Origin of the sequence: Streptomyces sp. V4I8 (genome assembly GCF_041261225.1) — a bacterium.
Lineage (GTDB): Bacteria > Actinomycetota > Actinomycetes > Streptomycetales > Streptomycetaceae > Streptomyces.
Genome location: NZ_JBGCCN010000001.1, coordinates 9,057,491 through 9,070,631 on the forward strand (window position 1 = coordinate 9,057,491; position 13,141 = coordinate 9,070,631).

The 13,141-nt window shown below is 72.4% G+C and carries 9 protein-coding genes; 5 read left to right on the plus strand and 4 right to left on the minus strand.

The genetic code is table 11. The features are described from left to right. Positions 1-7 precede the first annotated feature (7 nt). Positions 8-1,384, plus strand: a complete 1,377-nt coding sequence (locus tag ABIE67_RS41260; protein ID WP_370266687.1) for an NtaA/DmoA family FMN-dependent monooxygenase — start codon at positions 8-10, stop codon at positions 1,382-1,384. Between the two features lie 112 nt (positions 1,385-1,496). Here ABIE67_RS41260 and ABIE67_RS41265 read toward each other — a convergent pair whose 3' ends face one another. After that, positions 1,497-2,582 (minus strand): M12 family metallopeptidase, encoded by a 1,086-nt coding sequence (locus ABIE67_RS41265; protein ID WP_370266688.1) that lies wholly within the window; start codon positions 2,580-2,582, stop codon positions 1,497-1,499. Positions 2,583-2,676: 94 nt separating this feature from the next. Between ABIE67_RS41265 and ABIE67_RS41270 the strand changes: the two genes are divergently transcribed. After that, positions 2,677-4,494 (plus strand): LuxR C-terminal-related transcriptional regulator, encoded by a 1,818-nt coding sequence (locus ABIE67_RS41270; RefSeq protein WP_370266689.1) that lies wholly within the window; start codon positions 2,677-2,679, stop codon positions 4,492-4,494. A 37-nt stretch (positions 4,495-4,531) separates the two neighbouring features. Here the strand turns inward: ABIE67_RS41270 and ABIE67_RS41275 are convergent, their stop codons facing one another. After that, a complete protein-coding gene (locus ABIE67_RS41275; protein ID WP_370269447.1) occupies positions 4,532-7,102 on the minus strand; it encodes a CHAT domain-containing protein in 2,571 nt (856 codons plus the stop codon). Positions 7,103-7,250: 148 nt separating this feature from the next. Here ABIE67_RS41275 and ABIE67_RS41280 point away from each other — a divergent pair, with 148 nt between their 5' ends. The 3 genes from ABIE67_RS41280 to ABIE67_RS41290 are packed head-to-tail and all read left to right on the plus strand — an operon-like array spanning position 7,251 to position 9,822. Then, positions 7,251-8,687, plus strand: coding sequence for a S8/S53 family peptidase (locus ABIE67_RS41280; protein ID WP_370266690.1), 1,437 nt, complete (start codon positions 7,251-7,253; stop codon positions 8,685-8,687). A 59-nt stretch (positions 8,688-8,746) separates the two neighbouring features. Further along, on the plus strand, positions 8,747-9,322 hold the full coding sequence (locus ABIE67_RS41285; protein WP_370266691.1) for an RNA polymerase sigma factor: 576 nt from the start codon (positions 8,747-8,749) through the stop codon (positions 9,320-9,322). Positions 9,323-9,330: 8 nt separating this feature from the next. Next, positions 9,331-9,822 carry a hypothetical protein gene (locus tag ABIE67_RS41290; protein WP_370269451.1) on the plus strand — a complete coding sequence of 164 codons (492 nt, stop codon included), beginning with the start codon at positions 9,331-9,333 and terminating at the stop codon, positions 9,820-9,822. Positions 9,823-9,831: 9 nt separating this feature from the next. On the opposite strand, the gene ABIE67_RS41295 is transcribed toward ABIE67_RS41290, so the two are convergent. Then, positions 9,832-10,617: an N-formylglutamate amidohydrolase gene (locus ABIE67_RS41295; RefSeq protein WP_370266692.1), complete on the minus strand. Its 786-nt coding sequence runs from the start codon at positions 10,615-10,617 to the stop codon at positions 9,832-9,834. 98 nt (positions 10,618-10,715) lie between these two features. After that, entirely contained in the window at positions 10,716-12,935 is a 2,220-nt protein-coding gene (locus tag ABIE67_RS41300; protein ID WP_370266693.1) for an NADP-dependent isocitrate dehydrogenase, read from the minus strand. Positions 12,936-13,141: the final 206 nt, after the last annotated feature.

The following is a 13,141-nucleotide window of genomic DNA, read 5'->3' on the forward strand; positions in this document are numbered from 1 at the left end:
CACGACCATGAGCAAGCCCCTGAAGCAGATCCACCTGGCCGCGCACTTCCCCGGCGTCAACAACACCACCGTGTGGAGCGACCCGAAGGCCGGGAGCCACATCGAGTTCAGCTCCTTCGTCCACTTCGCGCGGACCGCCGAACGCGCCAAGTTCGACTTCCTGTTCCTCGCCGAGGGCCTGAGGCTCCGCGAACAGGGCGGGCAGATCTACGACCTCGACGTCGTCGGCCGCCCCGACACCTTCACGGTGCTGGCCGCGCTCGCCGCCGTCACCGAGCACCTCGGACTGACCGGCACCATCAACTCCACCTTCAACGAGCCCTACGAGGTCGCCCGCCAGTTCGCCAGCCTGGACCACCTCTCCGGCGGCCGCTCCGCCTGGAACGTCGTCACCTCCTGGGACGCCTTCACCGGCGAGAACTTCCGCCGCGGCGGCTTCCTGCCGCAGGAGGAGCGCTACTCCCGCGCCAAGGAGTTCCTCGCCACGGCGCACGAACTCTTCGACTCCTGGCACGGCGACGAGATCCTCGCCGACCGGGAGACCGGCACGTTCCTGCGGGACGCCAAGGCCGGCGCCTTCGTCCACACCGGGCAGCACTTCGACATCCACGGGCAGTTCAACGTCCCGCGCTCACCACAGGGCCGTCCCGTCATCTTCCAGGCCGGCGACTCCGAGGAGGGCCGTGAGTTCGCCGCCTCGTCCGCCGACGCGATCTTCAGCCGGTACGCCGCCCTGGAGGCGGGCCGGGCCTTCTACCAGGACGTCAAGAGCCGCCTCGCCAAGTACGGCCGCGGGCATGACCAGTTGCTCATCCTGCCCGCCGCGAGCTTCGTCCTCGGCGACACCGACGACGAGGCCCAGGAGCTGGCCAAGGAGGTGCGCCGCGCGCAGGTCAGCGGTGCCACCGCCCTCAAGCACCTGGAGTTCGTCTGGAACCGGGACCTGTCCGCGTACGACCCCGAGGGCCCGCTGCCCGACGTCGACCCGGTGGTGAGCGAGGAGCACATCTCCCGCGGCCGCGCCCAGGTGCGCATGTACCGCGACCCGCTGGCCACCGCCCGTGAATGGCGCGAGCTCGCGGCCGCCAACAAGTGGTCCATCCGCGACCTCGTCATCGAGACCGGCAACCGCCAGAACTTCATCGGCTCCCCGGCGACCGTCGCGAGGACCATCAACGACTTCGTGCAGGCCGACGCGAGCGACGGCTTCATCCTCGTCCCGCACATCACCCCCGGCGGCCTCGACGTCTTCGCCGACCAGGTCGTCCCGCTGCTCCAGGAACAGGGCGTCTTCCGCACCGAGTACGAGGGCCGGACCCTGCGCGACCACCTGGGCCTGGCGCACCCCGACCAGATCGGCGACGACCGGCGGGCGGCGTCGTGATGGTGGCCGGGAAAGACGTCTCCCTCCCCCGAAAGAGACGTCTTTCCCGGCCGCTTCCCCCGGCGCCGGACAGTGGACTGTCGCATCCGCGCGCGTCAGCGGATCCGTGCCGTCACCAGCACATGACCGCGGTCTCCCCCGAACCCCAGTTGGCGTAGAGACGCACACGGACGAAATAGCGGCGGCCCTTGACGAGACGGGCCCTGACGGTGGCGTTGTGCGGGGTACCGCCGTCGTCCTGGGCGGTGACATAACGGGGTTCGCCGTCCCGTTCCTCGAAGACCACGACGACCGTGTCGCTGTCGCCGAAGGTGCCCACCGTGTACTCGCGGGTCTCCGGCGGCTCGACGACGAAGTCGGCCTGCTCGGCCGGGCCGAGCCGCAGCGGCGCCGAGCGGAACGGCACCAGCTCCCGCGGCCCCGGCGTCTCGGCCGGCGGGTACCAGCGGCGGACGAACTCCTTGTCAGCCTTGGACAGCACGCCCGGCGGGTTGAGGCCGGCGCGGAACTGCTCCGGCTCCAGGATCAGCCCGGCCGAGAAGGGATACTCCATGATCGAGCGCGGGTCCCAGACGGAACCGTTGACCTCGTTCGGGTCGAGCTTGCGCAGGATGTTGAAGAACGTCCTGTCCCGGCTCCAGTAGTTCGGCGGGCCCGCCAGATCGGTGTACACGGCCTCGTCGTCCCAGTGGATGCCGGCGAACGGGCTCTGGTGCTCGTGCAGCATGCCGAGCGCGTGCCCGATCTCGTGCAGCGCCGTGCCGCGCTCCCCGGGCGCGGTCAGGTCCCAGCCGAAGTTCATGGTGCGTTCGTTCAGGCCGACCTGGAGCGCGTCCTTGCCCACGGTCGACCAGGAGCCGTCGCCGACCTGGAACCCGATGCGCAGTTCGGCCTCCGACCGGTCGCCCACCTCCACGCACGACAGCCCGATGCCGAGGCTCTGCCACTCCTGGAAGCACTCGCGCACGACGTCCCGCTGCTCCTTGCCGCCGACCCACGACACGTGCTGGACCCGGCCGGTCCCCGGGTCGGGGATCACCGATCCGTCGGTGTCCCGGTCGAAGAAGTAGTAGTGCAGCACGGTGCCGTTGACCCACATCCGGCTCCCGCCGATGAGCGCACTGAGCCGCTCGGCGGCCAGTCCCGGCGCGAAGGCGGGAACCGGCTGCCGCGCGAGGGAGCAGTAGCGTGCGGTCATGCGAACAGGGTGCCGTCGGTGCGCCCCTGGCGCCTGAGTCGAGGGCTACTCAAGTACCCGTGTATCAAGCGTGAGTCACCGCGCTCCTACTGCTGTGAGGACTTTCGAACGGGACACGAAGACCCTGGATACGCCCTGGCCGTTCACCGGCCGGGAGGACGAACTCGACCTGGTCCGCGGGTCCTTGGCCGTCGGCCGGAACGGCATCGTGGTCACGGGCCCGGCGGGGTGCGGCAAGACCCGGCTCGTCACCGAGGCCGCCCGCGGCGGCGACTGCGCCAGGGTGGCCGGTACCCCGGAGACCCGCGGGATCCGCTTCGCCGCGTTCGCCCACCTCGTGCCCGAGTCGGCCTCCCTGCACGGCGCCTTCCAGCACCTGTCCGCCGTACGGCTGCTCCTGGTCGACGACGCCCATCTGCTCGACGACGCCTCCGCCGCCCTCGTCCACCAGCTGGCCGTGCAAGGGCGCACCCGGCTCCTGGTCGTCACCACCGACGGCGCCCCGGCCCCGGGCGCGATCTCCCGGCTGTGGACCGGCGAACTCCTGCCCCGCCTCACCCTGGAGCCGCTGTCCCGGGAGGAGACCGGCCGGCTGCTGGCGGGCGGAACGGGCGGCGACGGCCTGGAACCGCTCACCGTGAACCGGCTGCACCGCCTGTGCCGCGGAGACCTGCGGCTGCTGCGCGACCTGGTCGTCGGGGCACGCGAGCGCGGGCTGCTCAGCCGCGTCCCCGACTCGGACGAGTGGGCGTGGCGCGGCCCGGTGCCGGTCACCACGGCCGTACGTGAGCGCACGGCCCACGTCCTGGACCGCGCCTGCCCCGACGAGCGCGAGGCCCTCGAACGCCTCGCCTTCGCCGAGCCGTTGCCCCTGGACCTGGCGGCGTTCCCCCTGGGTGCCCTGGAACACCTCGAGGCCGACTCCCTGGTCCACGTGGACGACCGGGGTGCCGTCCGCCTCGCCCACCCCCTGCACGGTCCGGTGCTGCGGGCCGTGGCCGGCAGGCTGCGGGCGAGGCGGCTGTCCCGTACCCCGGACCAGTGCGCTTCCGCCCTCGACGCCGAGCGCGCCGCGCTGACCCGCCGGATCGAGGGGGCGGACGTCCGGGCGATGCCCACGCCCGTGGGGGAGTGGCTGGTCGCGGAGGGCGCGCCGGTCCCGGCCGGATACGCGGCCGTACGCGCCCGGTTCTCGCGTCTGCGCGGGGAGCTGCGGGAGGCGAGGGCGTGGGCGCGGGAGGGGCTGCGGGAGGACGGTGACGATCCGTCCTGCCGTCTCGAACTCTCCCTCGCCGCGGCGCAGTCGGGCGATACGCCGACCGCGCACAAGATCCCGGGTGGCCGCCCGCACGGGGGTGGGGCGGTCACCCGGCCGACGGCGGCCCGCGGCGACGCCGACGGGGTGGTGGCGGCGATCACCGGCGACGCCTACGACGCCGTCCGCCTCGGCGTCCCCGAGGGTGCCGCGGGCCGTCTGACCGGTGTCTTCGCCGCGCACGCCGACGCGCTCGACCGCGGCGACGGTCCCGCGCTTGACCGGGTGGCCGGGGAACTGGAGGAGCGCGGCTTCCTGCTGTTCGCGGCCGAGGCGCACGCCCAGGCCGTACGGGCCCACCGCGACCCGAGCGCCGCCCGCACCTCACGCACGCGTGCCGTCGCCCTGGCCCGCCGCTGTCAGGGCGCCCGCACCCCGGCGCTCTCCGGCCTGGTCCTGGGCGAACTCACCGCACGGCAACGGCAGATCGTCAACCTGGCGGCCGCGGGACTGAGCAACCGCCAGATCGCCGAGAAGCTCACCCTGTCCGTCCGCACCGTCGGCAACCACCTCTACAGCGCCTACGCCCGCCTCGGCGCCGGCGACCGGGGCGCACTGCCGTGGCTGGTGGAGCTGCCGGACGCGCAGTCGGCGTAAGGGAGTTGGACCAGGGCGGTGCTCCCTCCCGAACCGGTCAGGCCGCGCCGAACGCCGAGAACGCCCAGCCGGTCGCCTGGTGCAGCGCGTCGCCCGGCAGGACCGCGCGGGCGTCGCGCAGCGCCTCCGCCAGCGAGAGCCCTTCGCTCAGCCCCTTGTGCAGGGCGAGCATCAGCGGCACCACCGCGGCGTCGTTGACGGGCGCGGTGCACGCCACCACCCCCGCCGTGCCCAGCGGCAGCAGGGCGGTGACCAGGCCGAGCAGTTCGTCGGCGCCCACCGAGGCGAACCGGGCGGTGTCGCAGCAGGACAGGATGATCCGGTACGGGCTGCGGTCCAGGCGCTCGAGGTCGTGCACGACGATCGGCCCGTCGGCCATCCGCAGGGACGAGAACAGCGGGCTGTCCGCGCGGAACGTGCCGTGGGCGGCGATATGGGCCAGCGCGGCGCCGTCGAGCTCCTCCAGCACGCGTGGCACGCGCGCGTCGGCGTGCTCCAGGACGACCGCACCGCCGTACCGGCCGGCCAGATGCGGCACCTCCGCGCCGCCGGTCGCCAGACCCGGCCCGCGCACCAGCACCTGGCGGCCGCCCGGCGGCGGCTCGGTCTCCCGGGCGCGCAGCCAGCTGCTCGCCGACGGCGACACGCTGAGCACCCGCTCCCGCAGCGACGGCAGCAACGCCCACGGCACCCGGTGCAACCGGGCCGGTGGTACGACGACCACGGGGCCGTCACCCAGACGCGCCGCGGCCGGACCGAGCAGCAGCTCCTCCAGACGCCGCCCCGCGGCCTCCACCACCGGCAGCCGCCCCTCCGCACCCGGGTGGGCGAGTCGCCGCAGCCCGGCCTGGACATGCTCGGCCTCGGTCTCCGCGTCGGCCAGCAGCCCGCCCTCGTACCGGCGCACCCGCCCCTGCCCGCACAGCAGCACCTGCACCCGCCCGTCCAGCACGGCGAGTTCGACCAGGCGTACGTCGTCCTCGCCGAGCCGTTCCAGCAGTCGGCCGGGTTCGAAGCGGTAGCCGTCGCCGGGCGTGTCGCCGCGCAGGTGCAGGGTCCGGGAGCGTATCTCCCGTTCCAGGCGCCGCTGTTCGCGCTCCAGCGCCGGAACCGGACGGGCCTCGCTGCGGGCCTCCTCGGCGCGCGCCGCGATCTCCCGGAACGCCGTCAGATCGCTCTGGAGCTCCGGATCGGCCGGCGGCCGGGTCGGCGGCGTGGACAGCGCGGTGGCCCGCCAGCGCTCGCTCCACACCAACAGCCGGCGCGGACTGCCGGAGTCGAGACTGGCCTGCTGGGCCAGCGCGGCCAGCTCGGCGCCCTGCGCGGTGGCGCGCGCCCTGAGCTCCGAGGCGCCCAGGGTCATCCGGTGGGCGTCGAGCACGTCCAGGCCGCGTCGGCAGGCCTCCGCGACACCGCGCCCCGACCCGGCCGCCCGGGCCCGCAGCGCCTGCGCCGCCCAGCCCGTCATCCGCGCCAGTGGCGGCCCGCTGTGCCGGCTGCGGGCGGCGACGCCCAGATGCCGCTCGGCGTCGGCCCGCCAGCCCAGACCGAGCGCGATCCGGCCCGCGAGCAGCGAGGCCTCCGGCGCGGCCGGCGCGCCGAAGGAGACCAGCCGCTCGGCGACCGCCGCAGTGTCGGCCACCAGCCGCCCCGAACTGCGCCCGGCGGCCACCCGCGCCTCGATCAGCACCAGCCGGGCATGCGTCTCCCACCAGCTGCGCCGCTGCCCGGCGAACAGCCGTACGGCCATGTCGGCGCGGGCGATCGCGGTGTGCGCGTCGCCCGCCAGCCCGGCGGCACGCGCGGCGGCCAGCAGCAGCTCGGCCTTGCGGGTGGACTGGCCGCCGATGCCGTCGAGCACGCCGATCGCCGCATCGGCCTCGGCCAGCGCCTCCGGGGCCAGCCCGGCGGCCATCAGCACCTCGCAGCGGCGGATGTTCAGCATGAACGTCGGCGTGCCGAGCTTGGCGTAGCGCTCCTCCGCCTCGTCGAGCAGCCGCAGTGCCGCCGGGATGTCGCCCGACCGGAACGCCGCGAGCCCCCGGCTCTCCACCGCGTCCGCCTTGTCGTGCTCCTGGCCCGTCGTGTCCCACAACGCCTCGGCCGCGGTGAAGTCGGCGTCCGCGCGGTCCACCGCGCCGAGCGCCAGATGCACCGTGGCGCGCAGAGTCAGCGCTCGCGCCGTCCAGATGACGTCGTCCACCTGCCGCAGCACGGGAATCGCCCGCCGTACGTCCTCCAGCGCCTCCTGGTGCCGGCCCAGCACCCAGCGGGCGTAGGCCCGGCGGAACAGCACGCGCGCGCGGGTGTGTCCGCTGCCCCGCTCGATCCCGCGCTCCAGCGCGGCCAGCCCCTGCTGGGTGCGGCCCGCGTGCACCAACGCGACGCCGAGCGCGGCCAGCACGTCCGCCTCCCGGTCGGCCGACTCCGCGCGCGCCGCGAGATCCCGGGCACGCCGCAGGTGATACAGGGCGATGCGCATATCGCCCCAGTCCCGCTGCCAGATGCCGATCACCTGGTGGGCGACGGAGGCGTGCAACGGCGACGGATCGGCGTCGAGCACCCCTTCCGCCCTCGCCAGCGCGGCGTTCGGCGCGGCGAACACCATCGGCAGCAGTTCGAGAACCGAGTCGCTTCCCGCTGTCACTCCACGGATGGTAGTTGCCACGGAACCGTGCCACACCGGTTTGGCGCTGTATCAATGAGCGACCGTCAGGCTCTGACTGACGAACGTCGCCTCAGGGGGAGGACCCGCCATGGCACCACAGCGATTCCACGAGCAGTTCGAGCAGATCCAGCGCTCCATGCCCGACGTCCCCCTCGCGATGGGACCCGACGACTCCGCCGAGTTCATCTACGAGAAGGGGTACGTGCTGGTCCGCGACGGCGAGGACGCCCGCGTCGTCGAGGACACCGTGCGGGCGCACTTCACCGCGGACCCCGGCCTGGTCCAGGACAACGTGCGTCGCGCGAGCCCGCAGGCCAACCGCTCCGGCATCACCCGCATCCAGGTCGGCGACCCCGGCGAGGGCGACCGCAGCGGGGACCCCACCGTCGCGCACGCCCTGCGCGCCCTGGGGGAGACGGAGGGCCGGGCCGGACGCCGGCTCGTCAGCCGCAACCACCTCGTGGGGATCACGCCGGGTGTCAACTCCTGTCCCGGAGACGAACCCGCGCCCGCACCGCTCGCGGACGGGACCAACCCCACGGCGGCCGAAGGCGTCCACGACCCGGACACCGCCGTCGGCGTCCTCGTCATCGACACCGGCCTCATGCACGACTACCGCTCCTTCCCGCTGCTGTCCCACACCGAGGGCGACGCCCAGGTCCAGGAGTGCGACGGCCAAGGCGTCCTCCAGCAGTACGTCGGCCACGGCACCTTCATCGCCGGCCTCGTCGCCGCCGTGGCGCCCAACACGGACATCACGGTCCGCAACACCCTTCACGACGCGGGCGCCATCCTGGAGTCCGAGTTCGGCGAGAAGCTCTTCGAGGCCGTCGACGCGGGCGGCTGGCCCGACATCCTCAGCCTCTCCGCCGGCACCTCCAACGGCCGCACCGACGGTCTGCTCGGCATCGAGGCCTTCATGCGGGAACTGCGCGAGCAGCGCACCCTGCTCGTCGCGGCGGCCGGCAACAACGGCAGCGCCACCCCCTTCTGGCCCGCCGCCTACGCCGACCTGTCCGACTACCAGGACGTCGTGCTGTCGGTCGGAGCGCTGCGCGGCGACGGCGAGTTCGGCGCCTGCTTCAGCAACCACGGAGGCTGGGTGAAGGTGTACGCGCCCGGTGAGCGCCTCACCAGCGCCCTCACCGGCTTCGAGACGCCCGTGCCGTACGTGTACCAGCACTCCACCTACGACACCTGCCGGTACGGCTTCGGCTACTCCTGCACCTGCCAGGCCCCGCGCCACACCGGCGTGTTGAGCGAGCAGGGCGGCGCCGCCAAGCCCGACCAGGTGATGTTCGAGGGGTTCGCGCACTGGAGCGGCACCTCGTTCGCCACGCCGCTCGTCGCCGGCATGATCGCCGCCCATATGACCGCGCAGCAGGAGAGCGACCCGCGTGTCGCCCGGTACAAGATGCTCGCGGCGAACTCCGGCTTCGCGGAGGTGCGGGGGGCGCATGTGCCGGCCCTACGCCCCCCGACCTGGCGCCCTGTCTCCGTCACACGCCCGGCTCCTCGGTCATGAGGGTCGGAACCGCCCCCTCCGCGGCGTACGATGACTTGCCGTACACGAGGGGTGGGGCTGTGGACCGTGCAGATGTCGGTGCGTTGGTCCAGTCCGCCGTCGACGGTGACGCGGCGGCCTGGAAGGCACTCGTGGAAGGGCTGAGCCCACTGGTGTGGTCCGTCGTGCGGGCACACCGGCTCAATGACGCCGACGCCCATGAGGTGTACCAGACCGTCTGGTTCCGCTTCGCCCAGCACCTCGGGCGCATCCGCGAACCCGAGAAGGCCGGGTCCTGGCTCGCGAGCACCGCACGGCACGAATGCCTGAAGGTGCTCAAGAGTTTGCGGCGGCTCACCGTCACGAACGATCCGCAGCTGCTCGACCGGGTCAGCGAGGACCGCACGCCCGAACAGTCGCTGCTGGACTCCGAGGAGGCCGCCGCCGAGTCCGAGCGGATCCGGTGGATGTGGCAGGAGTTCGAGGAACTCGGCGACCGCTGCCGCCAGTTGCTGCGGGTCCTGATCGCCTCACCGCCGCCCAGCTACCAGGAGGTGTCCGCCGCGCTGGGCATCGCCGTGGGCAGCATCGGTCCGCTGCGCCAGCGCTGTCTGCGCCGGCTCCGGGCCCGACTCGACGCACGGGGAGCGCTGTGAACGACGACATGCACGACGAAATGCCGGGCGAAGAGCCCTTCGGCGACGAGGAGTTCGACGTCGCGGAGTTCGACGTCGAAGTGCTGGAGGAGGAACTCCGCCGTGCCTCCGCCATCCTGGACCCCGTACCGGCCCAGCTGCGGCAGATCGCCGTCGAGGCCTTCGCGCTGCACGACCTCGACGCCCGGATCGCCGAGTTGACGTTCGACTCGGTGGTGGACGCCATTCCGGTCAGGGGGGCGACGGACGTGCCGCGGATGCTGACCTTCCGCGCGGGCGAGGTGACGGTCGACGTGGAGGTGACCGCACAGGGCCTGATGGGGCAGGTGCTGCCGCCGCAGCAGGCCCGGATCGAGGTGCTGGGCGGCCCCCGGACGGCGGTGCCGGTCGTCGCCGACGACATGGGCCGCTTCACCAGCGACGCACCGCCGAACGGCCCCTTCGCCCTGCGGCTGCGGACCGGCGGCGAGGTCGTGGTCACGGAGTGGCTGCGCGCCTGACCGGCCTCGTCAGCGAGAGACGGCGTCCACCAGCGTCGCCAGCGCCTTCGCGAGCCGGGTGAGTCCGGGACCGACCGGACCGCCCGGCTCCGTCATGTACCTGTCCCGGCGGATCTCGATCATCAGGGCGCTGACGCGCGGTTCGTCGCCGTAGAACTCCAGCGGGACGTACGTACCGCTGAACGGGCTGTCGAGCCCCGTCTGCCCGCACGGCGCGAACGCCTCCCGGGCCGCGGCGACCAGCTCGGGCGGGGTATGGAAGGAGTCGGTGCCCAGGCAGACCGCCGGTCGGGGGCCCTCGCCGTGCAGTTCGTAGGGAAGCCTGGCACTGGGGTAGGAGTGCACGTCGATGATCACGGCCCGGCCGGTGACGGCGAGACGATCGGCCACGGCGTCCGTCATGGCCTTCGCGTAGGGCCGGAAGTACCGCTCGACAAGCGGCTCGGGGTCGGCGTCGGCGGGGCGCAGCGGTGCCTTGTGCGTGGTCCGCGTGTACACGGCCCCCATCCCCACGGCCAGCATCTCCTCCCGCGCGTCCGGGAACCGCTCCGGGTCGACGACCAGCCGCGAGAGCCGGTTGACGAACCGCCAGGGGGTGACTGCCGCCGCCCGCGCCGCCTCGTGCGCGAGCTCCGCGGTGTGCGCGTCGACGATGTGGTCCAGCTCCCGCTCCAGCGCGGAGTCGTCCAGCAGGATCCCGGCGCGCACCGCGGGCGGGATCTCCCGTGCCGAGTGCGGCACATGCAGGATCACCGGCGATCCCGCTGCCCCGGAGAAGAGGTCGAAAGAGGGCATACGGCTGCTCCCGGGGCGTGGGCAAGAAGATCTGGTGAGACGCACCCGCCCCGGCCGGGCCGAAGCCGACCGGGGCGGGATGACGCGTCAGGCGGACGTCAGCTCAGCGAGGCGAGCGCCTCGTTCCAGGTGGCCGACGGGCGCATGACCGCGGCGGCCTTGGCCGGGTCGGGCTGGTAGTAGCCGCCGATCTCGGCCGGCTTGCCCTGGACGGCGTTCAGCTCGTCGACGATCTTCTGTTCGTTGGCGGTGAGCGTCTCGGCGAGCGGGGCGAAGGCCTTGGCCAGGTCCGCGTCGTCGGTCTGCTTGGCCAGCTCCTGCGCCCAGTACAGGGACAGGAAGAAGTGGCTGCCGCGGTTGTCGATGCCGCCGACGCGACGGGTCGGGGACTTGTCCTCGTTGAGGAAGGTCGCCGTGGCGCGGTCGAGGGTGTCGGCGAGGACCTTGGCCTTCGGGTTGTTCGTGGCCGTCGCGTACTGCTCCAGGGACGGCACCAGCGCGAAGAACTCACCGAGGGAGTCCCAGCGCAGGTAGTCCTCCTTGACCAGCTGCTGGACGTGCTTCGGCGCGGAACCGCCGGCGCCCGTCTCGAACAGGCCGCCGCCCGCCATCAGCGGGACGACCGACAGCATCTTGGCGCTGGTGCCCAGCTCCAGGATGGGGAACAGGTCGGTGAGGTAGTCACGCAGGACGTTGCCGGTGACCGAGATGGTGTTCTCGCCGCGGCGGATGCGCTCCACCGACAGCTTCGTCGCGTCGACCGGGGCGAGGATGCGGATGTCCAGACCCTCGGTGTCGTGCTCCGGCAGGTACGCGTTGACCTTGGCGATCAGGTTGGCGTCGTGCGCGCGGGTCTCGTCCAGCCAGAACACGGCCGGGTCGCCGGTGGCGCGGGCGCGGGTGACGGCGAGCTTCACCCAGTCCTTGATCGGCGCGTCCTTGGTCTGGCAGGCACGGAAGATGTCGCCCTCGGCGACCGGCTGCTCGATGACCACGTTGCCGGCCTGGTCGACCAGACGCACCGTACCGGCGGCCTTGATCTCGAAGGTCTTGTCGTGGGAGCCGTACTCCTCGGCCTTCTGCGCCATGAGACCGACGTTCGGGACCGAGCCCATCGTCGACGGGTCGTAGGCGCCGTTGGCGCGGCAGTCGTCGAGCACGGCCTGGTAGACACCGGCGTACGAGGAGTCCGGGAGCACCGCGAGGGTGTCGGCCTCCTGGCCGTCCGGGCCCCACATGTGGCCGGAGGTGCGGATCATGGCCGGCATCGAGGCGTCGACGATCACGTCGGACGGCACGTGCAGGTTGGTGATGCCCTTGTCGGAGTCGACCATGGCCAGCTCCGGGCCCTCGGCGATCTCCGCGTCGAAGGACGCCTTGATCTCGGCGCCGTTCGGCAGCGCGTCCAGGCCCTTGAGGATGCCGCCCAGACCGTCGTTCGGGGAGAGACCGGCGGCGGCGAGCGCCTGGCCGTACTTCTCGAAGGTCTTCGGGAAGAAGGCGCGCACGACGTGGCCGAAGACGATCGGGTCGGAGACCTTCATCATCGTGGCCTTGAGGTGCACGGAGAACAGCACGCCCTCGGCCTTGGCCTTGGCGACCTGCGCGGTCAGGAACTCGCGCAGCGCGGCGACGCGCATCACGGAGGCGTCGACGACCTCGCCCTCGAGGACCGGTACGGACTCGCGCAGGACGGTGGTGGTGCCGTCCTCGGCGACGAGCTCGATCTTCAGCGCGCCGGCCTCGGAGATCACGACGGACTTCTCGGTGGAGCGGAAGTCGTTCTGGCCCATGGTCGCCACGTTGGTCTTGGACTCGGGGGTCCAGGCGCCCATGCGGTGCGGGTGGGTCTTGGCGTAGTTCTTGACCGAGGCGGGGGCGCGCCGGTCGGAGTTGCCCTCACGCAGGACCGGGTTCACGGCGGAGCCCTTGACCTTGTCGTAGCGGGCCTGGATCTCCCGCTCCTCGTCGGTCTTCGGGTCGTCCGGGTAGTTCGGCAGCGCGTAGCCCTGGCCCTGCAGCTCGGCGATGGCGGCCTTGAGCTGCGGGATCGACGCCGAGATGTTCGGCAGCTTGATGATGTTGGCGGCGGGCGTCTTCGCGAGCTCACCGAGCTCGGTGAGGGCGTCCGGGATGCGCTGGTCCTCGGTCAGGTACTCCGGGAACACCGCGATGATGCGGCCGGCCAGCGAGATGTCCCGCGTCTCCACGGCGACACCCGCCTGCGAGGCGTACGCCTGGACCACCGGCAGGAAGGAATACGTCGCCAGGGCCGGGGCCTCGTCAGTGTGCGTATAGATGATGGTCGAGTCAGTCACCGGGTGCTCCGCTCCACGTCTGCAACATTGCTCGACATCAAGATATCTCGTGATCGACCTCGACTCGACAGGGGTCCGCACAGAGGTGCGGGATGTCTGCCGAGATTTCGGATCCGCGTAAACGGATGTACCGCCTCCGCGCAACCGGTTCACCTGATCCCACAGTCATGTAGGGAGATCACCGATCCGGCGGCCGGGCCTGACCA